20 protein-coding genes, 1 pseudogene and 1 other annotated feature are annotated in these 23,720 nt (G+C 60.7%); of the genes and pseudogenes, 6 read left to right on the top strand and 15 right to left on the bottom strand.

What is annotated here, in order from left to right; all coding sequences use genetic code 11:
* The first annotated feature begins 54 nt into the window (after window positions 1–54).
* The 3 genes from G5S35_RS31325 (at window position 55) to G5S35_RS31315 (ending at window position 3,683) form a co-directional block, all read left to right on the top strand.
* Window positions 55–939 carry a hypothetical protein gene (locus G5S35_RS31325; protein ID WP_183040410.1) on the top strand — a complete coding sequence of 295 codons (885 nt, stop codon included), beginning with the start codon at window positions 55–57 and terminating at the stop codon, window positions 937–939.
* Between the two features lie 12 nt (window positions 940–951).
* Window positions 952–2,189 (top strand): IS3 family transposase gene (locus G5S35_RS31320; RefSeq protein WP_183040409.1). Its coding sequence is split into 2 segments (ribosomal slippage): window positions 952–1,243 and window positions 1,243–2,189, totalling 1,239 coding nucleotides; the frame shifts between segments, so codons are not numbered across the junction.
* Window positions 1,233–1,349, top strand: a sequence feature (AL1L pseudoknot). (Overlaps the previous gene by 117 nt.)
* Window positions 2,190–3,116: 927 nt before the next feature.
* On the top strand, window positions 3,117–3,683 hold the full coding sequence (locus G5S35_RS31315) for a hypothetical protein (RefSeq protein WP_183040408.1): 567 nt from the start codon (window positions 3,117–3,119) through the stop codon (window positions 3,681–3,683).
* Between the two features lie 112 nt (window positions 3,684–3,795).
* Here G5S35_RS31315 and G5S35_RS31310 read toward each other — a convergent pair whose 3' ends face one another.
* From G5S35_RS31310 to G5S35_RS31300, 3 genes are all read right to left on the bottom strand, one after another.
* Window positions 3,796–4,431, bottom strand: coding sequence for an acyl-homoserine-lactone synthase (locus tag G5S35_RS31310; RefSeq protein ID WP_183040407.1), 636 nt, complete (start codon window positions 4,429–4,431; stop codon window positions 3,796–3,798).
* Window positions 4,432–4,583: 152 nt separating this feature from the next.
* Window positions 4,584–5,372: an autoinducer binding domain-containing protein gene (locus G5S35_RS31305; protein ID WP_183040406.1), complete on the bottom strand. Its 789-nt coding sequence runs from the start codon at window positions 5,370–5,372 to the stop codon at window positions 4,584–4,586.
* Between the two features lie 763 nt (window positions 5,373–6,135).
* On the bottom strand, window positions 6,136–7,029 hold the full coding sequence (locus G5S35_RS31300; protein WP_183040405.1) for a LysR family transcriptional regulator: 894 nt from the start codon (window positions 7,027–7,029) through the stop codon (window positions 6,136–6,138).
* An 889-nt stretch (window positions 7,030–7,918) separates the two neighbouring features.
* Here G5S35_RS31300 and G5S35_RS40360 point away from each other — a divergent pair.
* The gene (locus tag G5S35_RS40360) at window positions 7,919–8,413 is read left to right on the top strand and encodes an MFS transporter (RefSeq protein ID WP_202035046.1); all 495 of its coding nucleotides are present in this window, start codon (window positions 7,919–7,921) and stop codon (window positions 8,411–8,413) included.
* Window positions 8,398–9,105: an MFS transporter gene (locus tag G5S35_RS39305; RefSeq protein ID WP_202035045.1), complete on the top strand. Its 708-nt coding sequence runs from the start codon at window positions 8,398–8,400 to the stop codon at window positions 9,103–9,105. The genes G5S35_RS40360 and G5S35_RS39305 overlap by 16 nt, the downstream gene beginning before the upstream one ends.
* Window positions 9,106–9,463: 358 nt before the next feature.
* Here G5S35_RS39305 and G5S35_RS31290 read toward each other — a convergent pair.
* The 11 genes and pseudogenes from G5S35_RS31290 to G5S35_RS31240 form a co-directional block, all read right to left on the bottom strand.
* Window positions 9,464–10,256: pseudogene (locus G5S35_RS31290) on the bottom strand (LysR family transcriptional regulator); the annotation flags it as partial.
* 585 nt (window positions 10,257–10,841) lie between these two features.
* Complete coding sequence (locus G5S35_RS31285) at window positions 10,842–11,768, bottom strand: 3-oxoacyl-[acyl-carrier-protein] synthase III C-terminal domain-containing protein (protein ID WP_183040404.1); 927 nt, start codon at window positions 11,766–11,768, stop codon at window positions 10,842–10,844.
* Window positions 11,765–12,841, bottom strand: a complete 1,077-nt coding sequence (locus G5S35_RS31280) for a beta-ketoacyl-[acyl-carrier-protein] synthase family protein (RefSeq protein WP_183040403.1) — start codon at window positions 12,839–12,841, stop codon at window positions 11,765–11,767. The genes G5S35_RS31285 and G5S35_RS31280 overlap by 4 nt, the downstream gene beginning before the upstream one ends.
* On the bottom strand, window positions 12,838–13,446 hold the full coding sequence (locus G5S35_RS31275) for a GNAT family N-acetyltransferase (protein WP_237181894.1): 609 nt from the start codon (window positions 13,444–13,446) through the stop codon (window positions 12,838–12,840). The genes G5S35_RS31280 and G5S35_RS31275 overlap by 4 nt, the downstream gene beginning before the upstream one ends.
* Window positions 13,443–14,564, bottom strand: a complete 1,122-nt coding sequence (locus G5S35_RS31270; RefSeq protein ID WP_183040402.1) for an acyl-CoA dehydrogenase family protein — start codon at window positions 14,562–14,564, stop codon at window positions 13,443–13,445. The genes G5S35_RS31275 and G5S35_RS31270 overlap by 4 nt, the downstream gene beginning before the upstream one ends.
* A gap of 23 nt (window positions 14,565–14,587) precedes the next feature.
* Complete coding sequence (locus G5S35_RS31265) at window positions 14,588–15,796, bottom strand: pyridoxal-dependent decarboxylase, exosortase A system-associated (protein WP_183040401.1); 1,209 nt, start codon at window positions 15,794–15,796, stop codon at window positions 14,588–14,590.
* On the bottom strand, window positions 15,793–17,406 hold the full coding sequence (locus tag G5S35_RS31260; protein ID WP_183040400.1) for an acyl-CoA ligase (AMP-forming), exosortase A system-associated: 1,614 nt from the start codon (window positions 17,404–17,406) through the stop codon (window positions 15,793–15,795). Before G5S35_RS31260 ends, G5S35_RS31265 begins: the two co-directional genes overlap by 4 nt.
* Before the next feature lie 25 nt (window positions 17,407–17,431).
* Window positions 17,432–18,379: a 3-oxoacyl-[acyl-carrier-protein] synthase III C-terminal domain-containing protein gene (locus tag G5S35_RS31255; RefSeq protein WP_183040399.1), complete on the bottom strand. Its 948-nt coding sequence runs from the start codon at window positions 18,377–18,379 to the stop codon at window positions 17,432–17,434.
* Entirely contained in the window at window positions 18,376–19,254 is an 879-nt protein-coding gene (locus G5S35_RS31250; RefSeq protein WP_237181892.1) for a 3-oxoacyl-[acyl-carrier-protein] synthase III C-terminal domain-containing protein, read from the bottom strand. The genes G5S35_RS31255 and G5S35_RS31250 overlap by 4 nt, the downstream gene beginning before the upstream one ends.
* Before the next feature lie 121 nt (window positions 19,255–19,375).
* Window positions 19,376–19,657, bottom strand: a complete 282-nt coding sequence (locus tag G5S35_RS31245; RefSeq protein ID WP_183040397.1) for an acyl carrier protein — start codon at window positions 19,655–19,657, stop codon at window positions 19,376–19,378.
* Window positions 19,644–20,957 (bottom strand): acyl-CoA dehydrogenase family protein, encoded by a 1,314-nt coding sequence (locus G5S35_RS31240; protein WP_183040396.1) that lies wholly within the window; start codon window positions 20,955–20,957, stop codon window positions 19,644–19,646. Before G5S35_RS31240 ends, G5S35_RS31245 begins: the two co-directional genes overlap by 14 nt.
* Window positions 20,958–21,193: 236 nt before the next feature.
* Here G5S35_RS31240 and G5S35_RS31235 point away from each other — a divergent pair, with 236 nt between their 5' ends.
* Window positions 21,194–22,030: a FadR/GntR family transcriptional regulator gene (locus G5S35_RS31235; RefSeq protein WP_183040395.1), complete on the top strand. Its 837-nt coding sequence runs from the start codon at window positions 21,194–21,196 to the stop codon at window positions 22,028–22,030.
* Window positions 22,031–22,083: 53 nt separating this feature from the next.
* On the opposite strand, the gene G5S35_RS31230 is transcribed toward G5S35_RS31235, so the two are convergent.
* The gene (locus G5S35_RS31230) at window positions 22,084–23,508 is read right to left on the bottom strand and encodes an amidase family protein (RefSeq protein ID WP_183040394.1); all 1,425 of its coding nucleotides are present in this window, start codon (window positions 23,506–23,508) and stop codon (window positions 22,084–22,086) included.
* Window positions 23,509–23,720 lie beyond the last annotated feature (212 nt).

Genomic DNA, 23,720 nt, shown 5'->3' with positions numbered 1-23,720 from the left:
ACGGGAAGGGCGTGGTTTATAGACCGCTTACAGAATTTCGATGGGTTCCACGTAATGACTAGGCTTACTGTTAGGCACAAGACTATCCCTTATTTTAAGAGAGTCCTCGTGTCCTCAGATACGTGGGGCCGCTCCAGCTTGTCACAAGGGGCGATCCCGATCGGTGTCAAGATGCTCGTTATAACAGGGAAGGGCATGGCTAGATCAGTTCAGCAATCTCTCGAGATACGAGATACCCTAACTGAGCGCATCGTGTACGAGTGCGAGGAATCGGATGACGGCGGTACGTACGTTTACTACTACCTGCGGTCCGAGCACAGCTCCACGACAGGGGGTGCAGACGGGGTCCTCATGCTACATGTATTCCCGGATTCGCTGCGTATATTCCCGTTCAAACCATCAGCCGACAATGGTTACGAGCCCAAATACGGCGGACTGGAGGAGATATACGTAGGAGAATTGCGGACGGGTCCCTACGAGAAGCCGACTACGCACGACGACGTCGTGGCGCTCTTGGAACGCCTGCCTGACTGGCTGGAGCGCAATCCTCTAAACGGGCTTGGCTTTTCGAGTCAGGATCGCTTCATAGCGACTGCCATAGCCAGCTTGGCCAAACGCGTCGTCGTGGTCATTGGCGGCGGCGACAAGCCCCCAAGCTACGAAGACGGTCTTTACGTTATTTCTGAGCTCTACCTTAAGCAGCTCGTGAGAGGCATGCGGTCGATATCCAGTCGATATCAGCGACAGGCGCGTGCAGACAGAGCTCTGTTCGCTCACAACGCGTTATTGACCGTAGTCGATAGAGACAAATTTCCAACAAAGAAGAAGCGGGTCAGCGCAGAAGCCGTGTTCGAAATGGTCAAGGTCGGACGTGTAAGCACTCGCATCCCCAGAGCCGCCATGAACCGAGCCGGGTTTGGTGGAGGCTCCAACTCTTGAGAGAATGGAGCCATGAACAAGAAGGCAACCAAGTTTTCCCCGGAAGTCCGCGAGCGCGCAGTGCGTCTGGTGCGCGAGCAACGTAGCGAACATCCGTCGATGTGGGCGGCGGTCGAATCGATTGCACCGATGATCGGCTGTACGCCGCAGACGCTGCACGAATGGGTCAAGCGTGACCAGGTTGACCAGGGTGAGCGTGATGGCGTGAGCACCGACGAACGCGAACGGCTGAAGGCCCTGGAGCGCGAGGTCAAGGAATTGCGTCGTGCCAACGAGATTCTCAAGGTCGCGAGCGCGTTTTTCGCCCAGGCGGAGCTCGACCGCCGTTTCAAGTCCTGAAGGCCTTCGTCGATCAGTATCGCGACACCTTTGGGGTCGAGCCGATCTGCAAGGTCTTGCGGATTGCCCCGTCGGGCTACCGACGCCATGCGGCACAGCTTCGCGATCCGTCCAGACGCTGCGCCCGCGCGAAACGAGATGAGATTCTGCAACCCGAGATCAGGCGTGTCTGGCAGGCCAACATGCAGGTCTATGGTGTGCCGAAGGTCTGGAAGCAGATGAATCGCGAGGGCATTGTGGTCGCGCGCTGCACGGTCGGTCGGCTGATGAAGCTGCAAGGTCTGCGTGGTGCGGTTCGCGGCAAGCGCATTCGCACCACGATTGCCGACAAAAGCGCACCGCGTCCGCTGGACCGAGTCAACCGGCAATTCAAGGCGCAGCGGCCGAATCAGCTCTGGGTTTCGGACTTCACGTACGTTTCGACATGGCAAGGCTGGCTTTACGTGGCGTTCGTGATCGACGTGTTTGCTCGCCGTATCGTTGGCTGGCGAGTCAGTTCGTCGATGACCACGGACTTCGTTCTGGACGCACTTGAACAGGCGCTGTATGCGCGGCAACCAGGCGAGAACGGGACATTGATACACCATTCCGACAGGGGGTCCCAATACGTCAGCATTCGCTACAGCGAACGTCTGGCCGAAGCGGGCATCGAGCCTTCGGTCGGCAGCCGTGGCGATAGCTATGACAACGCGCTGGCTGAAACGATTAACGGCCTGTACAAGACGGAACTGATTCATCGGCGCGCCCCGTGGAAAACGAAGGAATCCGTCGAACTGGCAACGCTGCAATGGGTGGCCTGGTTCAATCATCATCGACTGATGGAACCGCTCGGCTATATCCCGCCCGCTGAAGCTGAGGCAAACTACTACAGGCAACTCAGAAATACTGCTGATGCGCCTGCTTTAACTTAAACCCAATAGCCTCCACGATTCCCGGCTCGGTTCACCCGAGGTAAAAATTCACCGCCCTATTTGCGTCGTGTACCAACGTTGGTTACAGGGTTTCGCAAAAAAAGCGAGGTGACGATGAGAGGAAGATCGAAGCTCTCACTGATCTTGAGTGAGGCGGAACACGAACAGCTGACGACTCTTGCAGTGCGGCGCGAGACCTCGCAGGCGGTGGCCTTGCGCGCCCGCATTGCGTTGGCCTGTACCGAGGGCATCGACAACAAGACGGTCGCGACTAAACAGCGTGTTTGCCTCGTGCACGGTTCTCGAAGTGGTGTTCGCGATTCATCAATCATCGCGCGGACGAGTTGCTCGATGCACCGCGCGCTGGAGAATCGAGGACGATTAAGGACGCGCTGGTGGATGCGGTCGTCGCGCACACGCTCGAATCCATACCCGCCGACGACTCACTGGAGCACGCGCACAATGGCCCGCGAGATGGGAATGTCGCAAGCTGTGCCGCGGATTTAGCCTGGCGAGCCAGCGGATTGCATCCGCATCGGGAGACCGGCAAGCTCTCCACTCGCGCGATGTCGTCGGGCTGTACCTGGATCCACCACTGAAGGCCATGGTCTTGATTTTCACCAGAAACTGACCCGTACTATGGCCTGCATGAGTACGGGTGTTTCGAACGAATGATCGGTGCTCACCGGGAAATCGGTGCGTGTCAGTCGCCACCTGCGGGCGACCGGACGAACCTGCCCCTTCTCGCAGTTGATCTTTCGTCTGAGAAAACCGAAAAAGAGATATGACCGAAGCGTGATCCCTCCGCCGCAATTGAAGGCCGCGACGAACTCGTAAAAAAGTCTACAGGGTCCATTCGCACGGACCGGACAACGTAAAGGGCATAGTCGTCAAGAGTGGGCATGAGCACTTGAGGCAGGGAGCATCATGAAAGAACTCAATCCATGGACAGTCACGACTACGGAGAGTGCGCCGCTCATGCGATCAGATAGTGCTGCTCCCGATCAACGTTTGCAGTTGGCTGAAGCCGAAGTGTGCCGGCTGACACGGTGCGTTGAAATGAAGGACCGGCAACTCTGTGAGTTACGTAAGGCGCTTGCACATTCTGCGACGGTACATTATTCGTTTGAGAGCCGGCTGCAGCACGAACTCGATGAGTTGCGGGTCATGATGCCGGTAAAAGGGTTCGGCGAGCGGTCAGACAGGCCAGCAGGCGAGCGGACAGATGAGTGGGTCGTAGTGAAGCTGCCCTATATGACATCGATCCTTTCTGTGTTGTTCGACGCCATGTGCACGTTCTGGACGGGTTGCGATCTCGACCGTCTTCCGAAATCGGCAACTGTGGCGCGCGCCATCGACGAGCGCCTAGGCTTGAGTGCGCAACAGAATGGAGAAGCGTCTCGCAGTGGCCAGGCCTACGCTTCGGCGATCAGGCCGGACTGGGTGAAAGAGGCTGACAATCGTCACCGTTACCGGCCTTCAGTGATGCGCTGATGCGAAGCATGAGGCGTCCAGGCCGTCGTTCGCGGGGCTGTCGGAGAGGTTGACGTGCATATCGCGCGAGTCCAGCTGAGAAGACTCGCTCACTTTGACTGGGTGGGAATGGTCAGGCAAGGGGTTGCCCCAGTTGTCCGTAGCAGGCGATTTCGCACAGAAGTGCCTGAGGATCGCGCTCGAGCATTTTGAAAAGGGCGGCATCCACATCGATTGAGCACGCAACGATACGTGCGCGCTGTGACGCAGCCACATTGCTGATATCGTGCAAATCGAGTCCGAAACGCCGGTACAGGCGCGCGACCGCTGGCGTAACGACGCCGATCACGTGTGTCGCGCCGAACGACTGGGCGAGCGCGATGACGTACGGGAAAAGGCCCATACCCGAGCTTGAGCCGGTTCGGTCACACAGTCCTGACCCTGCGAATCGCGACATCTCCCAAATCGATGGTGATGAAGGTGGCGAACCGCCCGGTTCAGCAAGCTCGGGAAACGCATCTCGTAGAAGATAGGGGCCAGTGGTACACATCAGTCGCGCACACCCACAGACCCTTTGGTCGTCGGACATGGCGACCAGATGAACGGTGTTGCCGCCGTCGAATTTATCCCACTCGCTCGTGGCGTCATGTGCTACGCCGGGTATCTTCCACTGTAGACGCTGCACGAAGATCTTGTGACGAAAGTTACCAAGACGGTCACGAACAGGCGATGGTAGGGCATCAAGCCTGCCGGCAACGATGAATGACATGGGCTTCCCCAGGTGCTAGCCGATGCCACGACGCTATCAGCGGGGCTGCGGCCCGGATACTCAGAGCTTTGGGAGGGTGTATGCGGGCGTGCACCAGCCCGGGTCGCCTGAACGGCGATGGGCCGGCCGTAACGTTGAATTCGAAAAATGGTTCAGGGTTTGATGATTCCCTGCACGGTCGCATGGACCGCGGCGGCTGTCCTGCCAGAGATGTTGAGAGCCTGCAGCGCTTCCTTGATATGGAAGTCAACGGTATAGTGCGAGCACCTGAGGATTGTGCCAATTTCGGCGGAGGTTTTTCCTCGAGCAACCCACGTCAGGCATTCGATCTGACGCGGTGTAAGCACGTGTGCCGCTCTGGTTGAGCGGATCAGCGCGAGCCGATGAAGTTCGAAGTTAAACTGCGCACTGACTAGGTATGCGATGCGGGAATTTGTTGCATTGTTCACGGAATGTGCGGGGCCCGAGAGGTTGAACAGCAGGATACTTCCGTCGGGTTGATGGACAGGGATGCTGAGTCCAGCCGATAGGCCGGCTTCTCTTGCTTCTTCGAGCAGACGACGCTCAGCCTTGCTCATGCCGATGATGTCGTGCCACCTGTAGGGGGCCGATTGCAGGAACGCAGCGCGATGAACGGGGTCCGTGGATGCGTAGTCCCGATATTGGTAGTGGTGTATCCACTCCTGCGGATAGTGTGAGCCGATCACTTCGAGCGCCGTGTTCCAGGTACAGGTTGAACGGCTTCGGCTGACACGGCTGATCACGTAGTGCGGGAAACCTAGTTTCCCCACCGAATGGGCGAAAGACTTGACGAGTGAAGGAATGTCGGCAGCTGATGCAAAGCACATGGCGGGCACCAGCCTGCCAGCCAGGAGTGCATCTGACGTGGCGGACGACCGGCGCTGGCGCTCGTTTGAACGGCATCGAGAGACGTGTTTCATGTTCGCTACCCCGGCGGTGCCCCACGGGGTCTGGAAAACGGGCTCCGCATGGGCACAGGCCCACGCGCAACGACTGCGCGCTCCATGAGGTGCGCGCTTCCAGGATTGAGGGGGCTGTCAATGGCCACCCGCGGTTGCCCGCCGACGATGACAGCGGTGATGGCCGCGATGCATGCTATGCGCCCACCCGAACGCATTCATGATTCATTGTATGCGGTGGACGGCGCGTGACTATTGAGGTCCATGCAAAGCTGATCCGCTTCTTCTGTAAATTTTGGGTAAATGGCACTGTCCGTATTCTGGATTTCTCTGCCGCTATTGCACTATTCGAAGCTGAGCGACCATAAAGCCGGAGCCGGAAATTTTTCGTTCAAAGCGGTGCCGATTCCGGGGCCGCCCCAAACATGAAAACCGTCGTGGATAAGACGTGTTCGGGAAGAGGAACAGCGTCTCGTTCCCGAGGTCCGCGAAGCAGCCCGCTTCCGCAAGCAGCCTGAGTACTCGCGCTTCTTTTGCCTCACTGGTAGTGAGGCGAAAGAGGAAGGTACGGCGCGCGTCGGCGTTGAGCACGCTAACAGCCTGCGGGTTGAGCGCGATGGGGGGCGTCGGCGAGTCCGTTTCCGGAGCCGGCTTTCTGCGTTCCAGACACGCAACAGGGCGGAAATCAAATAAGAATCGGCCATGCGTGAATCCGAGCGTAGAAACCTTGCGCGGAGCGGGCGTCGCAAAGGAGCCGGGATGGGCGTGAATCGGTGATGATCCTTCAGGTCGAACAGAGTTTCCGGACATGTTCCCGCAGCCAGCGATGCACGGGGTCATGCTCTGAACGCGGATGCCACATCATCGAAACCCTCACTTCTTCCGTCTTGACGGGAAGAGGGAAGGTGTACATGCCGCGGCGTGCTTCAACGGTCTGCCGATCGGGAACGCTTGCAATCAGATCGGTGGTGCGGGCGACTGAAAGTGCGGATGGAAAACTGGTCACAACGATACTCACCTGACGCTTTAACCCAACGGTTTCCAGCGCTGTATCGATTGGCCCGCTGAACAGGCCGCGTCGGGAAACACTGACGTGGTGAGCTTCTGCATAATCTGTGGCAGAGACTTTTTCCTGGCTGCTCAGCGGGTGACCCACTCGCATGACACCGACGAAACCGTCACGCTGGATCGTTTGCGTCCGGATTTCAGGGCCGGACTGACCTAAAACGCCGATGTCCAGATCGATCTGTCCATCGCGAAGAGCATTCGGTTTTTTCTCCGCTTTGATGACGAAGCTTACGCGCACGCCTGGAGCCTCGCGTGAGATTGCATCGATCATCTTGCCACCGTATTGGAATACAAACCCTTCGTTCGCGCGGATACTGAAAACACGGTCAATTTGTTTAAGGTCCGGCTTCTGCGGGAGGAGCCGGAGTGCTTCAGCACTTTCGAGAACATGGCGGACAGTTTCGCGTAATTCGATTGCCCGAGGTGTGGGAACCAGAGATCGACCCGCGCGGACCAGGATGGGATCGCCAAATGTTTCACGAATGCGGCTCAGCGTACGGCTCATCGCGGAGTTGCTGAGGCCCAGACGTTCAGCCGCCCGATTAACGCTGACTTCCGTCAGCAGTATATCGAGTGATGCCAGGAGATTGAGATCATAAGTCGGGATCATGTCAGAGCCCTGTAATACATGGCGTTGGGCGCAACTATAAGTTCTTATTGATGCGATTTACAGCATATCATGGCTTTCGTATAGTTGGCGGCAAGCGACGACAATGTGATCCGATACGACTGATGAACGGTACGATTCGCGATGTTTTGGAAGAACCGTTTACTGGATGCCGTGTTCTTCCTGGCGAAGAGCATGCGGATGGCCTTCGGACCCTGGGCTGGCGCGAAGCTGTATGACGTGGTGTGTGGGTGAAGCGATTTGGGATCGGTCTGGGAGACGTCATGGGCAGGGAATTTCGCCATACCTAATTTAAGGAATAGAAACTGGTGTGAGAGGAGCGTAGCCGTGAGGAATGGCCAATCCACACGAAGGTTCTACGTGACGTCCTGATGTCCACGTTGTTGAGCGCACACATTCGTTCCGCAATGCCGCTTTTTTGCTCTGGATGTAGAACTTGCGGTGCTCACCAATGAGGTGGCCTATCTCGGACTGCTCTAGACAGCATCTGCGATACGAGGTCCCACGAACAGCGCCCCATGATTGCGCAGCAGCGCTACAGACTGCCCCCAAGGCAGCCGCCATCGGCAAAGCCCCGGTATTTTTCTGGAGCGTGCCTGCCGCTTCGGTTGCAGATACTGGCGACAGGCAGGTCGTGTGTCGCTATGCCCTTCGTCGAACTCGTGTCGAAAAAGGCATAGATCGTCGATCCAAATTTGATTACGACATTCAGGTTTTTTCACAAGCAAAAGACAGAATCCGAAGTGCCGTGGTGAGACGAAGACATGAGATCGGCCGATCGCCACAAGATTTTTCAATATTGATGACGCATTTCTGGCCACAGCACGTGAAATATTGTGGCTTCCTTTTGCGCGTGCGGAGTAAATAACGGATGAACAGACAGACTTCAGCAAACATGGCGCCCGTTTCCGGTGGCGAGGCCACGCGTCGCTTGCTGCCTTTTGCTGTGATGGTTTTCCTTGGTTATCTGACAGTTGGTCTGCCGCTCGCAGTCCTGCCGGTCCATGTTCATGACCGTCTTGGATTCGGGCCGGTGATCGTCGGATGGCTTATGGCGTCGCAGTCCATCGCAACCTTGTTGACACGCCACTTCGGTGGCATTGTGACCGATACGCGCGGGTCTCGGCCCGCAGTGTTGATCGGGATGCTGCTATGTTCCCTCGCGGCTCTGATTTACGGGGCCTCGGTATGGGGCGGATGCCCGCCCGAGATTGCATTGCTCCTTTTGTTTGTCGGACGGGCTGTTCTAGGTCTCGGTGAAAGTCTGCTAATTACCGGGGCCCTGTCCTGGTGCATTGGTACGGTTGGGACGCGTTATGCGGGCGGGCGATGGTTTGGGTTGGAATTGCAATGTTCGGTGCAATAGGCGGCGGCGCGCCGCTGGGTTCGGAATTGTTGAAACGAGATGGATTCGGGGCGATGGCTCTGGCTTCCGCCATCTTGCCGTTGCTCGCCTGTTTATTGATGAAAGGGATTCAGCCGCTTCCGCCGCACCATGGCAGGCGCATCGGTTTCTTTAAGGTTGTTGGCCTGATCTGGCCTTATGGCGCGAGCCTTGCGTTGAGCACGATCGGATTTGGCTCGATGTTCGCCTTCCTCGGTCTCGACTATGCCGCGCATGACTGGACGGGCGCACCTCTCGGGCTGATGTCGTTTGGTGCGTTCTACGTTGGCGCGCGGCTGATCTTCGGTGGATTGCCCGATCAACTGGGCGGCCGACGTGTTGCCCGCGTGACGATTCCTCTACAGGTGGCAGGGTTGGTCATTTTGTGGCTTGCCCCTATTCCCGCGATCGCGCTCGCTGGATGCGCCGTTCTTGGCGCTGGTTACTCACTGACGTTTCCTGCGTTGGGCGTAGAGGCCGTCCGTCATGTGCTGCCGCAGAACAGAGGCGCAGCAATGGGCGCATACGTCGCCTTCGTGGACATAGGATTGGGATTGGCCGGACCGCTCGCCGGTATGGTTGCTGGCCACGTTGGATATCCCCCTGTTTTTTTGCTGGGTGCATGTGCATCAGCAGTGGCTTTCGTTTTCGTTCTGCGTCTTCCTGCGCAATAGGGAAATATTTTGCGCATGGAGATAATTGGCTGCAATGGTGACCAAGTACGGATTTAACATCGGCGATTTGCGATTGTTAATTGCGGTTGCTGCGCCAAGCAGGCACGTCCAGATTGTGGCGGGACACGCTGGATGTCGTCCGGGGTGAAGTTCGCCTGCTGGATTGTCTTCCGGATCAGGCTGCGCTCCCTGAAGAAGTACTGCGCTGCCCGCCCTGGTTCGTCATGGACCAGTACGCCTCACCAGCCTGTGTCCGTGGCATGCATCGCGATCGAGATCAGGCGGTTGACGGCGGCGCGCTCGATGAATGCGGCAAACGGTCTGTCACCCAGAATGCTCTCGCCTTGCATTAATCTTTCCACGAGAGCCGAACCGAACGATGCAGTTTCGGTGAGAGCTCCAGGACTTGCCCCTCGAACGGCGTGTATGTGAGCGTGATACGCGGAACGATCGACACGCCCATGCCTGCCGCCGCCATGGAAAGAATGGTACGCATTTCGACCACATTGAAGGCGGCGCGAAGTTGCGCACCGCTACGCGCGAAGTAATCTGCGATCACTGGCCCGCAGCCTGCTTTCGAGAATATGAAGGGCAACGCGGACAGCTGTTTTGCCGACACACTCTTGCGGACGTCGAACGTACCGGCAGCCGCGACTGCGACGAAATTCTCTTCAAGCAGCAGAAAATTGTTCGGGAAAATTTTGGTGCCTGCCACGACACCCACGTCGGCGGTATCGTCCTCAATCCAACCTTCGACCTCTGTATCGGTGCCTTCGAGCAGCACTGCGGACACCCCTGGATGCATCTCTTTCAACTCTTCGAGCGCGGGCACCACAAACGCCAGGGATACGCTTGGCAGCGAGGCCACTACCAGCCGTCCTTCGAGCTTGCCGCGCGACAGGCTGAACTGCTGGCGCAGCGTCTGCGCTTCGCGCACGACATTCCGGATGTATGGCCACAGACGTTCGCCCGCCGCAGTCAAGGTGACCGGTTGCCGGTCACGCATAAGCATGCTTGACCTGCGTGATGTCCTCGAGTTCGCTCAAAGCGTGACTGATCGCAGATTGACTGCGGCTGAGCCGCTCGGCGGCAGCGGTAAGTGAACCCAGTTCGACCACAGCGGCGAGTGCCTGCAACTGGGTAAGCGTCATCTACGCCCCTTGTATCGATGCATGGAAGTGGTGCATGTAATATGGAAACGTCATGAATTATATTGAAACGGCGCGCGGATACGGGAAGCCGCGTGGCGACGGGGAAGTTGGCGTCGTCAGTGTGCCCGGGATGACTGCATACGGGGAAGTCGAACATCCGCGTTGTACCCGTGCGACGAACCTCTGCGTGTTGACATCAGTTCCCGGCTGAATGACCAGTTTGGTGTTCATGAGCGCCGGCGTCGCTGATCATCCTGCGGATCCGTCCATCACATTCACCGACCGAACCACGACAGGTGATATTCGCCGCCCGAGGTGTGCCGGAGAGGCGTCAAGCCCGGCCGCGCCGCTCACTGCCGACTGTTTGGGAGTTCGGAAGCGCTGCCTGCGACAGCGATGACGGCGGTAGCGGTCACCAGTCCTGGTCCCCGGATCTTTTTTTGAGCAGGACACGTCGCTTCGGTCAGTTCGTTGTGCGGCTTGTCAGGCGAATACGCGACATGGCCGTCGTCGCGTTTGCCAACGAGAATGCGCGCGTCAGACCCATGGCAGCCAGAGATACGTGTCTCAGCGATATCGGCGAGTTCAGCGGAGCAGCAACGCTGCTGCCGAAAATCCTCCGACGCCCCGTGCAAAGAGCAGAAGTGGCTTGCCCGGCACCAGTTCGCGACACTGGGCGAGATTGATGAACGCGTCGCTGACGGTGACGTGGCCGATCCGGGCAAAATTTGCGGCAAACAACCTGTCCTGCGGGATCTGAAGTGAACCCAGCAGGCGGCGCCACGCTGGCAGGTCCAGATGGTGTGGCAGGACACGCTGGACGTCGTCCGGGGTGAAATGCGCCTGCTGGATTATCTGCCGGATCAGGCTGCGCGCCGTGAAGAAGTGCTGCGCTGCCCGCCCCGGTTCGTCGTGGACCATTACGCCTCGCCAGCCTGTGCCCGTGGCATGCGTCGCGATCGAGATCAGGCGGTTGACGGTGGCGCCGCGCTCGATGAATGCGGCAAACGCACCGTCACCCAGAATGCCTTCGCCTTGCATTAATCTTTCCGATGTGAGCGGCATGACGTCGGCGCCGACAAGCAGGACCCGTTTCATTTGAGGGCGGTTGACGAACATCGCACGAATCACGCGCAGTGCGGCGAGGGCAGATGCGCAATGCTGCTGCGCGAACGAGAAGGCTTCGGCGTTGGTGAAACCGAAGCGCTCACAGAGCAGGCCGGGCAGAGACTGCGGTGGCGGTGCAATGCTGCCCTGGAACGTATGCACGTAAAGGAGGCAGTCGACTTCACGGGGGGCAATACCGGAGTCAAGCAGCAGACGCTGGATTGCGCTGGCGGCAAGTCCGGTCGCGGTCTGTCCGTTTGCGCTGTGGTACCGGTGCATCCCGGCACGCTCCAGAGCCAGTACGGTACCGGTCTTCTGCCGGGTTCGCTTTCCCCAACTTTGGACGTCGTCGATGCGAGGGGGAAGATGGAAGGCGACGTGCGGGATGCCGAGATCGGAGATCATGATACGGGTCGGACATCGTACGGCTGATAAATGGCGGGAGCGCCGTGCGCTTCGAGCAGCGCGGTGCCCACAAAGCCGCCGATCCCGTAGCCCCACAACAGCACACGGTGTTCGCGCGGCGGGGAGCAGCAACTAAGCGTATGTGCAAGTCGTGCGATGGCTTCGGCCGCTCCGAGATGAGCGCAAGCTTGATGGCACACGCTGGCGTGCGGGCGGCGAAGAAGCGCATACACTGCATCCGTGAGCGAGGGAACTCCCGGGGGGCCCACGACGTCGTGAATATCGTTGTGTTGGAGTCCGTGTCGCATGAGGGAAAGACCGATCATCGATTTCAGGGTGAGCGCCCAGGCATCGGGGGCGCCTGCGGTGGGGAGCCTGATATCACCCGGGACGTGCCGCGCTGCTACGTCCAGCAGGAGCAAACCAGCCTTGCTGTGGTCGGCTCTTTCAACGAGCAGCGCCGCTGCGGCATCCCCGTGCATGATGCCAGGTTCGCAGATTCTGGAAAACGGTGGACACCACTTCTCTGCTGCGACAATCAGTATCGTGTGGACATCCGGTTCAGCGACCAACAAATCGTGCGCCAGGCGCAGTGCGGTGAAAGGCGACACGCCATGTTGCTGTGAGAGCGAAAACGGAAAACACGGCGCGCCGATTTCGGCGCGCAGCCGTCCGGCAATCGTGGCCGGGACGTGTTCGTCCGGTGTGCTGTGGCAGAACATCACGACATCAACCGGGCGGGTGTTGTGTGCACGGGCGGTGCAGATGGAGATCGCCACTTTTGTCGCGAAACCGGACAGATCCATGCCGGTTGCGACTGGCACCGCCCAGGCGATATCCGCTGGTGGCGGGCCAGAATGTACCGGGCGTGAAGTATCGGTTCTCTTGTCAGGCCATGTTTGCGGCCCCGCCTCGCGCCAATATCCATAGTCAGGATGCCAGGATCTCGTCCAGACGTCCCAGCCGGGCTGTGCGTTCGCTCGACGAAGTGCCGGTTCGCTCGTTGTCGAGCGAGGCAGCGGTATGGCCTGCGGCACCCAGGCCGTCAGCGCGGTGATAACCGGGATGTTCATGTACTACACCAGGACAGGCCGCAGCCGTTGGCGAGGTCGGCGGGCAGGAGATCATAGAGCACACGCCCACACCGCGAATTGCGCAAAACGTGGCAATCGCGCTGCAGCCCGATCAGGCGAAAGCCGATGCGTTCGAGCAGCCGCCGCGAGCGCACGTTGCAGTCCGCGGCCCACGCGGTGACACAGCGTGAACGGTCCGTGTCGAACACCTCCCGAAGCAGCGCAATGGCCGCAAGAAACGTCATGTCCCGGGAGGCAGGCCGCTGGCTGTCGCGCAGTACCCAGAACGAGGCGGTGCCGAAGGCATGCGCCAGATCAGTGACGGCAACGAGACCGCTCGCGGTTTCATGCCCGGCAGGCCCAAACACGCGCAGCCGGTGCCGACTGCCTCTCACCATGAGCCACACAGCTGGCACGGAAAGCGTCTGACGGCCCTGCCCAAAATCGAACCACTGGTTGATGTCCGGTTCGGTGAGCCAGCCAACGATGTCGTTGACGTCGTTGCTGCCGGGTTCACGAAGCCAGCACGAGCCGGTCCTACCGGTCGTCGGGCTCAATCCCCCGGTCTGGTGCATGGCTGCCCGTGTTTGCCCGTCGTTGATCACGCTGGTTCTCCTGATGCTGATTGCCCCATGGAGCCGTGCAAGGCGCTCAGCGCGGCTTCAACCTTCATCAAAAGCATCGCAAACCAGTGCACCGTCTGGAACCGCGCCGCTGGCGGGAGGCCTTCCACATAGCCGAAGCCACCGCACAGCTGCACTAGCTCCCGCGCAACGTCCATCGCTTCTGTCGCAACGTGGCAGGCCATGTGTGACACGGGGGTGATCTGCGCCTGCGGATCCTGCGCTGTCACCGAGCGCAGTAAGAGGTGGATCGTGTGCGCGGAGATGAGCATGTCGGCGAGGCGCGCAGCGACAAGCTGATGCGCGGCAATCGGCTTGCGGAAGGTCTGTCGGGCCATGCTGTATGTCAGGGCGAAGTTCACGCTCTGCTGTACGGCGCCGGAAAGCAACGCGGTGAGATAAATCGCCGTGTCAACGAGCCACTGCACCACCGGATGCCGGACGACCCGACCCGGGTCCCTGGGTACAACCTGGAGCGGGGTGTCGAGCGTGTCGACTGATGGCACGACTGTATATCGCTCGATCGACAGGGCGCCTAGGGCGACGACAGACCTGTGTCTCCCGGTGTCCTGTCCGGTCCGCAACGTGTCGAGCACAAGCCGCGGCCGTTCATCGTCGATACGGACCGTCATTGCTGGCGAGCCTGAATGCTGGCGCAATATCCAGAGGCCTGAGGCATCGACGTCGGGGATACACGACGCGATCGATGTGGAGCCGTCCAGGTAGTGCTGGATATCTCGATGGGGGAGCTGATCGAGTGCATCGTATTCGCGCAGCGTCATCAGCGCCGGGATGCTGAGCGTGAGTTCGGCAGCGCGTTCCAGCGGACCTGCTGCGAACTGTTCAACGACAAGCGCCAGGTCGTGCCGGTTGATTCCGATGCCACCCATCTGCTCGGGCATGATCATGGTCGCGAGTTCGAGTGTCGCGGCGAGGCCGACGGTTTCGCGCCACAGGGAAGGGTCTGGCGAACGGCCAAGCAGGGGTTCGAGGCGCTCGCACGCAAACTGCTTGGCGGCAGATCGCAGTCCTAACTGGTCGTCGTCGAGTGCCCAGGATACAGGTGTGAAGGGCGCCTCGACGGACTGATAGCATGACATGATGTATCTCCGGATCTCACGGGTCACACAAGCATTTCGATGGGTTCGGGGTGACTCAGGAAATGCAGCGGGCTTGCCGAGCGGCCATACGCACCCGCTTGCTTCACCACGACAAGGTCGCCAATGCGGACCTCAGGAAGTTCAATGTCGTCCGCCAGACGGTCGAGCGGCGTGCACAGGCAGCCGACCACATGACAGCGTTCGCTCGGCACCTCCTCCGGGCGGTTTCCGATGACGACCGGAAAGTTTCGGCGAAGCGCCTGACCGAAGTTGCCGGAGGCGGCGAGGTGATGATGCAGACCGCCGTCCGTGACGATGAACTTTTTGTCGCGCGAAACCTTGCGGTCGATCACGCGGCACACATAGATCCCTGCCTCGCCGACCAGGTAGCGCCCGAATTCCAGGACAGGTTTGGTCGCCGGCAGATGTTCGCGAAGTCGTGACATCCAGCCGTGCATGGCCTCGCAGACTACCTTGACTTCGAGGGGCGCTTCGCCCGGGAAGTAGGGGATGCCGAAGCCACCGCCAAGGTTCACGAACCGGGGCGGTTCGGCCAGACCGTTCGCCAACCGGAGGACGAGTTCAACACTGTGTTGCTGGGCTTCGATGACGGTTGCTGCATGCAGGCACTGCGAACCCCAGAAGATGTGAAAGCCCGCGAGGGAGACTTCCCGTGTTGCGAGTTCCCGCAGCAGCGCCGGCACCTGATCGGCGTCGACCCCGAACGGTGCCGGACCTCCACCCATGCGCATGCCGCTGTGTGTGACCTTGAAGTCGGGATTGACGCGGATTGCCACATTCGGCCGCACGCCGAGATCCCATCCGATCGCGGTGACCAGCCGTAACTGGGTTTCCGATTCCACGTGCACGTGCACACCGCAGGCGACTGCGCGCCGCAGGTCGTCGTGAGACTTGCCTGGCCCGGCAAAGCCGATTTCGAGCGGGCGGGTGCCGGCATCGAGCGCGAGAGCCATCTCCTGTGCCGAGGCGACATCGAAGCCGTCGACCCGGGCGGCAAGGTAGTGAACTACTGCGGGCATCGGATTCGCCTTGATCGAGTAGTGAAGCGATATGGCGGCGGGTAGCAGGTTGCGTAGCTCCCGGATGCGGGCATCGATCGCGGAGCGGTCGTACGCGAAAAACGGGGTGCGCCCAGCGCGCTCGGCCAGCTGTCTCACGTCCACGCCACCGAACTGCAGGCCGGAAGGCCTCCGGAGGAACGTCAGGTTCATGATGCGTTCTCCCCGGAATCGTGCGCGAGTGACGTAAGTCCATATGTGGCAGCCTGCTTGCGTAGCGCCGCCCGGTCAAACTTGCCGTTTGCATTGCGTGGAATCTCCGGGCAACTGAGGATGTCCCGTGGAACCATGTAACGTGGCAGGCGCTGGATGCACCAGTTGCGCAGGCCTTCAGTGTCTGAGTCAACGGCGAGGACGACGAGCAGAGCGACCGCTTCGCCGAGCGCGTCATCTGGGAGACCCAACGCGAGCACTTCGACGACGAGTCCGCTTGCATGAACCGTTTCCTCGATTTCCTCCGGACTGATCCGGTAGCCGGAACTCTTGATCTGGGCATCGTTGCGGGCGATAAAGTAGAGAAATCCTTCGTGGTCGCGCCGGACGAGGTCGCCAGACCAGACTGCTGTATCACGCGGTGCACCGCCCGGTTTTGCTTCAGGCGAAGGCCGATAACGTTGCGCGGTGCGGGTAGTGTCGTTCCAGTAGCCGGGTGTGACACAGGCGCCGACGTGCACCAGCTCGCCCGGTTCGTCCGGAGCACATGGCGTACCGTCCTCACGGACCACGAGGATCCGCGCATTGGGCACCGCTTTGCCGATCGAGTCGGGCCGCCGGTCGACCTGCGCGGGATCGAGACAGGTGGAGCGGAACGCTTCGGTCAGCCCGTACATCAGGAACGGCGTGGCACGGGGAAAGAGCGTCCTGAGCTTCTGCAGCACGGGCAGGGGAAGACGCCCGCCGGTGTTCGCGAAGTAGCGCACCGTGTTGCGCGGCCCGTCGGGCCACGTGGCGCCGGCAAGCTGCATCCACAGTGGCGGCACACCGGTGAGCGCGGTGATGCGTTCGCGCTCGCACGCGAGGATGGCGTCCTGCACAGTGAGGTAGTTCAGCAGGACCGCTGTTGCACCAGCGGACCATGCCGAGGTAAGCTGGCTCAGGCCCGCATCAAAGCTTAGCGGCAGGAGCGCAAGAATGCGGTCGGACGGCTCGTGACGCAAATACTCCGCGACGCTCCATGCACCTTCAAGCAGGTTCCTGTGGCTGAGCATCACACCTTTGGGCAACCCTGTGGAGCCGGAGGTATAGAGCAGGGCGGCAAGGTCGGTGTCAAGGCATGGCGCGGAGAACGCCGGAATCGGGGCATTGCCGCGCGCGAGGTGGTGATCTGGCCAGCGATGGACCGCAGTGGCTTCTGTACTGAAAAGAGTCGGGTCGGTTTCGTCAACGAGAATCAGGTCGGACAGCAGGTCGAGTTCCCCGCCAGTGAGTGCACGAGCGCGCAATGCGGAGGTGACAAGACACCGGGCGCCGCTGTCGCGAAGCACATGGGCCACCTGGTCCGGTTTCAGGAGCGGATTGACCGGGACGAACACGCAACCTGCTGCGCTGGCACCGAGCATCGAGACGACGGTCTCGATACGCTTGTCGAGAAAGATCGCCACGCGTTCGCCGGGCGCGACGCCAAATGAGGACAAGGCCTGCGCGAACGCATGGCTGCGCTGGAGCAGTTCGGGATAGGACAGGCGAGCATCTCCGCATACGAGCGCCTGTGCTTCAGGCGTGCGGCGCGCTGCCAGCTGCACAAGGTCCAGGAGGTTTCTCATGGCTGAATTCCGACGAAGTTGACGATCAGTGACGGATCACCATCGCGCCGAAGCAGCCGGCAAGTCCGCTGGAGAACAACAGCGAGTGCGAGCCCGGTTGCGCGTGCGGCGCACTATGAAAGTCGATGAAGGGGTCAGCGCCGAACACGTGGCCAAAGCGTGCAAAATTCGCCGTGAAAAGGCGCTCCTGTGGCACGTGGAGCATGGCCATGAGGCGCCGCCATCCTGGCAGGTTGACGTGGTGTGGCAGGACATGGGTGAGATCACTGCCCGCAACCCCAGCCTGGCGCAGTGCTGCGCGCATCGTGGTGAATGCCGACCAGTAATAGCGGTCATCCGGCACAGGCTGCAGGTCATCGTCGGTGCCGCGGAAGTAGCGGGCATCCGTATAGAAGTGCAGCCCCACGATGCAGTTGCGTGCGGCACCGCGCTCGAGCAGGACAGCGCACGCCCCGTCGCTATGCAGCGCGAACTCATGAATAGCGCGCAGCGGGTCGCAGCCCGAGCCCATCACGTCTGCACAGACAACGATTGCTCGCTGGATCGGTCGACCGGCGACGGTGAGCATATGGAGCACGCGGATCGCGACCAGTGGCGAGACGCAGTTCTGCTGCATCACCGAACATGCCAGTGCGCGGTCAAGTCCCATGCGCGACTGGATGAGCGCCGCAGTCCCGGCGGGTGGTGCCAGGACGCTGCTCTGGATTGTGTGGGCGTATATGAGCGCATCGATGCTTGCTGGCGTCGCGCAAGTATCTTCGAGCAGGGCAGACACCGCTTCGCACGCGAACGTGACGGGCGACGCTGCCGCAGCGTCGTGGAACTGCTGCACGCCGTTGCGCAGCAGCGCATTCGCCCGGGCTTCGGGAAGGCGGCAGCGACGGACCCAGGTATGCGCATCGACCTTTCGCACGGGCAGGCTGAATGCGATCCCGGACAGCGACAGGAGGGAATTTGTTGCGGACACAGTCATGGCTGGCTCCCCCGATACCGGAGGATGGCGCAGCCGGCCTGTCGCTGGAAGCCGGCCGACCACAGCAGGATGAGTTGCCCCTGAGCAGGAATGGTCGCGTGCAGCAGCGCGTCGAGTTGTGCGGGTGCGTCGGCGGCGCACAGATATCCGCAGTCGTGCTGGTCTGGGTACCACGTCTGCCCCGATAGTCGGGCCTGGACGTTGATCCGGCGTGCCAGCGTCGCGTCGATGCGCGGTGGCACGACCCAGTCGATTGCGCCGGGCGTCACGCCTGCCTGCATGCACGTCTGTGCGATTACCTCGACCACGAACCCTTCATCGATACCAATATCGTACGGTGGAATGGGCACGGGAGGCGTGCGTACATTGACGCTGAGCACGTCCCACGCGGGATGGGTGTGAGCCGTGACCAGTACGGCAGCCGCACCGTCACCCAAAGCGGTGATAACGGATCGGGCCAGTCGGGAAAAGGGCGGTAGCCAGCGCTCAGCGGCGACGATCAGGGCGCAGCTCACGTGATTGTCGCGTGCCATCATGTCGGAAACCATCTGCAACGCAAGGAAGAACGATACGCCCTGTAGTTGTCCAATCGCGAATGGCACACCTGTCGAACCGAGTTCGCTGTGAAGCCGGCCTGCACACGAGAGTGCGTAATCCTGCTCAAGACTTGTCGCACAGACGATGACCTGGTCTGGCGCGATGTTGACATTCGCGGGACACCGCCCGATGGCTTCGCGTGCCACGCTGGATGCCATCTCCGAGAGGAGGAGGCCTGGCTCACTGGCGGCGTGTAACGGCGTCGATGGAAGATCCACGGGTGTCGTGCCCATCGCATCGTGGCACCAGCGCAGCGTATCGGCATACACTGTTTGCATGACGGTTTCCCGTGCGGATGAAGGCGGGGCCGGTCGTTGATCTGACGCCGCGTCGAGCCGCACGCGTGCGTGCGGGACGTAACTCGCCGTGGCCGCGATGCAGGTATGGGCGCGGCTTGGATTAGTTGCAGTGGACATGGGAGTGCACAAACGAGACGAGATTGCCGAAACGCAGGAACAGGTCTGCAGAGAGGTCTTCCGGAGCAAGCGTGAAGGCGAAGCGCTGCTCGAGCTCAAGCAGCAGGTCCGTCATGTTCATGGAGTCGATGCCAACGTCAAACAGGTTCGTGTCCTCTGCGATCAGATCTGCAGCCATGGTGCTGCCGATGGCTGACAGCAGGCATGACCGGATGGTGGCCGCGATTTCCTCGCGCCCCGGGGCTTGCGTCTCATGCGTCGTCATGAGGTATCTCCTGCCCCGACCGGGGGGCATGGACTAAAGCGATTGATGATTCAGGCGTGAAGGGGAGGTTGCGGGGCCCGTGCGTGATGTCCCATGGGCGTTCCGTTGATCGGTGCGCTGCGCGCGCGACCATGAGCCGTTGGAGGTCACCGGTGCCTTCCATGATGTCGAACGCCTTGGCGTCCCGGTAGCTCTGCTCGAGTGCCGGACAGGCGGCGATGCCGTCCATGCCGACGAGATCCATGGCGGCGCGTGTCACCCGTGCGGCCACGCGCGAGGCAAACGCCTTGGTCATGGATGAATCCAGAGACGTCGTCAAGCCGCGATCCGCTTTCCACGCAGTGCAGTGGCAGATTAGCCATGCGGCTGCGATCTGTCGGTCGATGTCGAGCATGGATGCCTTGACGCTTGCAATGCGGTGATGTCTGTTCGCGGGGGTGCCGCCTGCATCGAGCCAGGCGGCGAGCTCCGCGCGCACCCGCCTGCAGGCACCGACCATCACTCCGGAAAGCAGTGGCCTGAAGTAGTCCCAGGACCGCTGCGCACCCGAGAAGGCGTCATCAAGCGGCCTGTTGGCACCATGGGAGAGCAGCGCATCGTCGGTGACCTCGCAATCTGTGTAGGACAGCTCGGCAAGCTGCGTGGCGCGCAGGCCTGCCATCTGCTCAATACGCGACACGGTGAATCCTGGCACATTGCGGTCCACGACGAACGCGCGGACACCGTAGCGGCCGATCTGCCGGTTGACCGTTGCAAACGTGATTACGCAATCGGCGCGCGCGCCGTTTGTGATAAAGCACTTTGTACCGTTCAGCACCCAGCCGCGGTCGGTTTTGCGTGCGCTCGTGCGCATGGCGGTTGCATCGGAGCCACAATCCGGCTCGGTTATGGCGAACGCGCCCCAGCTCGGCGAGCCTGACTGGAACCTCTGGAAGAAGCGGGTCTGCTGTTGCGGCGAGGCGAGCGCAACGACTGGCGGCATGGCGAGACCCGGGCCCGGCAGTGCCAGTGCGAGGCTCGCATCGGCTTCTCCGAGGCAGGCCATCAGCGTTGTCTGCGCAACGAGGGACTGCAGGGTCGCACTGCCGCCATGCTGCGTGGGCACGAGGTTCGTGTTCAGGGCTCTGACTTCATGCGCACGCCAGGGCGGACCGACGATCTGGCCAGTTGCATCCGATTCGAGGCTCACGGTGCGCATACGCCTGGTCAGCTGTTCGAGGTCGAGACCCCGAACAGCGAGTGCTGCACCGATGCCATCGACGGTATAGACCTGCTGAGACGTCTGCTCAAGCCGCGTCATGGCGATTCTCCCGGGCGGGCGCATCGGCACCCAGTATCGACGACCGCGCGTCCAGAGGCGAATCTCGCGTGTCATCTGGCCATGAGCGTAGGCATTCGGACGGGGGGCGTCACCTCAGAACATTGGGAGGGTGTTGTATCGGAGGCGCGCGCAGGGTAGTTATCACGATCACGCGAGATGGATGTCCGATAATGACGTTCAGACCGAATGATGATGGCCAACTACGGATGAGACGTATGTCAGCGCGAAAACAGGCAGCAGGAAAAAATCCAATGCTTCAGCCAGACAACAGGGGCCCGCGCACGACGAAGCGCGGGGACCAGGTGGCCGAACGCATCAAGAGCTGGATCACCGATGGAGAGCTGCGTCCCGGCATGCGACTGAACAAGGAGGCCGAGCTCCAGGAGATTTTTAATGTCAGTCGCGGATCGATACGCGACGCGCTCAAGGCGCTGGAGGTGCAAGGCCTCGTGCGGCTGAGCACGGGCCCCGACGGCGGAGCCACGATTACTCGCATCCCGCTCGCCCGTGCTTTCCAGTCGCTGCAGAATTACCTGTTCTTTGAGAGCATCAGCCTTGAGGACATTTATGCCGTGCGGCGCGTTCTGGAGCCGTTGCTTGCGGCGGGGGCAGTTGAGCATCTGACGGATACGCACCTGGAGGCGCTTGAGCGCAGTGTGGAGGCGTGTGAGCCATTCGCTGTGAGCCATGAGCGCGCACTTGATCAGCGGCATGAGGACATCCGCTTTCATGACGTGCTGGCAGCGGCCAATCCGAACGCTTTTCTTCGGAGCATCTGTCAGATCATCAACCAGATGCTGCACAACCTCGTGATCGTCGCGGGCAACGTGACCCAGGATGACTACCAGGCCTTCGGGCGGCAGACTGTCGCTGCGCACCGCGCGATCCTTGAAGCGGCGCAGCGCCGGGATGCAGGGGCGGTAGAGAAGCTTATGGCGGTGCACATGGAAGACGCGGAAGCGCAGCTTCGGAAGGTGCACGCCGCCTTGCAGCAGAAGCTGGTGCTGGACTCTGACCTGGGTCTGCACGCGGGGAGCAAGCGCCGTTCGTGACACGTGCCCTGACCCGCAGTCTTCGAGGTGGGGCTTCCGACCATGCACAAACGTCAAGGCGGATTGCGGTCCTCGATGGATGATGAGAGCGCGCGGGCGACCTCAGTCAACGGCGCTCTTCCGAACGCGTGCTCAAGTATGTGGCTTGCCCAGAGCACGAGCGCATCGGCGTGACGGCCGCCCACAATCTGTATGCCTACTGGCATTCCTTCTGAATTGGTGCCTGCGTAAATGCTCGCCGCAGGAAGACCCAGCTGATTGCACCAGGCGGTGAAGTAGGGAAAAAGATCCTCACTGGCTGCTGCCTCACCGAGCGGCATGGCCACGCGTGGATACACCGGGCAGACCAGCAGGTCATACCGTTCGAAGAAGGTGTTGACGGTGGCGCCCAGTTCCCCCCTTTCGATCAGTGCAGCCAGCAGCGCTTTGCGAGACACTGCGGCGCCGGCGTCAGAGTACGCCTGCAATGACGGATCTAGCGCCGCACCGCCGTCAGGCATGCCTTCCGTGAGTTGGCGGCAACAGGCCGGCCAGAGGGTGGCATGGATCGCGTTACAGCGAGCGACAGCTGGCGGATCTTCCGAATAGACCTTGGCGCCGAGGACACGGAAGGCGTCGGCTGCGCTCATGACTGCGTCGCGGACCGCAGGTTCTGCTGTGACAGTGAGTCCCAGGGACGGGCTGCATGCTATGCGCACACCATCTGGCGCCAGCTTGCAACCAAGGCCAAGTTCATAGTCGCATGCGTCAAATGGCAATGCGTACCAGTCGCGGCTGTCGGGGCGGCTGATGATGGTCAGGATGCGGGCAGCATCAGCCACGCAGCGGGAGATCGGACCAACGTGGCTCAGCAGGCCGAACGGCCCGCGGGGTGCATGCGGGACACGACCGAAGCTCGGTTTGAAGCCAAACGTGCCGGTGAAGGCAGCCGGAATCCGGATTGATCCACCGCCGTCAGTACCGATTGCCACCGGTGCCATACCGAGGGCGACCGCTGCTGCTGCGCCACCGCTGCTACCGCCAGGGGTCCGTCGCGCGTCCCAGGGGTTGCGCGTGACGCCGGTCAGCGGGCTGTCGGTGACGATCTTGTGAGCGAAATCAGGCAGTGTCGTCTTGGCAAAGCAGATGGCGCCAGACTCGCGAAGCCTCGCGACGCACGGACTGTCATGCGGTGCCGGGTCTTTGTCGGTAGCGCGTGACCCGTATCGCGTGGCAAGTCCGAAGACTGAAACGTTGTCCTTTACGCTGATTGGGACACCGTCCAGCGGCCCGAGTGATCGCCCCTGTTGCCATCGTGTTTCGGATGCGCGTGCCATATCGCGTGCGTCCGCTGCGATCTGGCAGAAGGCATTCACGACGGGGTCGAACTGTTCAATGCGCTGAAGCACGGCCTGCATGACTTCCACAGGGGAGGCTCGCCGGCTTGTGTAAAGAGCGTGAAGCTCCTGTGCAGTCAGATCGCAGATGTCGTCGTTCATATTTGATCCAATTTAATGATCATAAATACAAGTTAAGTGCGACGCTTATGCATGTCAAGCGTTCTAGACCAGTCAGAAAACCAGGGTAAACACCGAAATTCTGGTGTTGACACTTAGAAACTGTCGACGTAATTTAATGATAATTAATTGGGCGAGGGCGGTCGCGATAGTGCGCTGTCTTGGCGGGGCAATGGAGTGGGTTTGGCGGACAT

Source organism: Paraburkholderia tropica (assembly GCF_014171495.1).
GTDB lineage: Bacteria > Pseudomonadota > Gammaproteobacteria > Burkholderiales > Burkholderiaceae > Paraburkholderia > Paraburkholderia tropica.
This window is presented reverse-complemented; position numbering and strand designations above follow the sequence as displayed.

What these genes read in the sequence shown, in the direction of transcription:
- G5S35_RS31255 (WP_183040399.1), bottom strand. Translation starts at nt 18,379, where the DNA reads ATGACTGTGTCCGCAACAAATTCCCTCCTGTCGCTGTCCGGGATCGCA.
- G5S35_RS31310 (WP_183040407.1), bottom strand. Translation starts at nt 4,431, where the DNA reads ATGTCATTCATCGTTGCCGGCAGGCTTGATGCCCTACCATCGCCTGTT.
- G5S35_RS31250 (WP_237181892.1), bottom strand. Translation starts at nt 19,254, where the DNA reads ATGCAAACAGTGTATGCCGATACGCTGCGCTGGTGCCACGATGCGATG.
- G5S35_RS31245 (WP_183040397.1), bottom strand. Translation starts at nt 19,657, where the DNA reads ATGACGACGCATGAGACGCAAGCCCCGGGGCGCGAGGAAATCGCGGCC.
- G5S35_RS31235 (WP_183040395.1), top strand. Translation starts at nt 21,194, where the DNA reads ATGTCAGCGCGAAAACAGGCAGCAGGAAAAAATCCAATGCTTCAGCCA.
- G5S35_RS31315 (WP_183040408.1), top strand. Translation starts at nt 3,117, where the DNA reads ATGAAAGAACTCAATCCATGGACAGTCACGACTACGGAGAGTGCGCCG.
- G5S35_RS39305 (WP_202035045.1), top strand. Translation starts at nt 8,398, where the DNA reads ATGTTCGGTGCAATAGGCGGCGGCGCGCCGCTGGGTTCGGAATTGTTG.
- G5S35_RS40360 (WP_202035046.1), top strand. Translation starts at nt 7,919, where the DNA reads ATGAACAGACAGACTTCAGCAAACATGGCGCCCGTTTCCGGTGGCGAG.
- G5S35_RS31325 (WP_183040410.1), top strand. Translation starts at nt 55, where the DNA reads ATGACTAGGCTTACTGTTAGGCACAAGACTATCCCTTATTTTAAGAGA.
- G5S35_RS31240 (WP_183040396.1), bottom strand. Translation starts at nt 20,957, where the DNA reads ATGACGCGGCTTGAGCAGACGTCTCAGCAGGTCTATACCGTCGATGGC.
- G5S35_RS31260 (WP_183040400.1), bottom strand. Translation starts at nt 17,406, where the DNA reads ATGAGAAACCTCCTGGACCTTGTGCAGCTGGCAGCGCGCCGCACGCCT.
- G5S35_RS31270 (WP_183040402.1), bottom strand. Translation starts at nt 14,564, where the DNA reads ATGTCATGCTATCAGTCCGTCGAGGCGCCCTTCACACCTGTATCCTGG.
- G5S35_RS31300 (WP_183040405.1), bottom strand. Translation starts at nt 7,029, where the DNA reads ATGATCCCGACTTATGATCTCAATCTCCTGGCATCACTCGATATACTG.
- G5S35_RS31285 (WP_183040404.1), bottom strand. Translation starts at nt 11,768, where the DNA reads ATGATCTCCGATCTCGGCATCCCGCACGTCGCCTTCCATCTTCCCCCT.
- G5S35_RS31305 (WP_183040406.1), bottom strand. Translation starts at nt 5,372, where the DNA reads ATGAAACACGTCTCTCGATGCCGTTCAAACGAGCGCCAGCGCCGGTCG.
- G5S35_RS31265 (WP_183040401.1), bottom strand. Translation starts at nt 15,796, where the DNA reads ATGAACCTGACGTTCCTCCGGAGGCCTTCCGGCCTGCAGTTCGGTGGC.
- G5S35_RS31280 (WP_183040403.1), bottom strand. Translation starts at nt 12,841, where the DNA reads ATGAACATCCCGGTTATCACCGCGCTGACGGCCTGGGTGCCGCAGGCC.
- G5S35_RS31230 (WP_183040394.1), bottom strand. Translation starts at nt 23,508, where the DNA reads ATGAACGACGACATCTGCGATCTGACTGCACAGGAGCTTCACGCTCTT.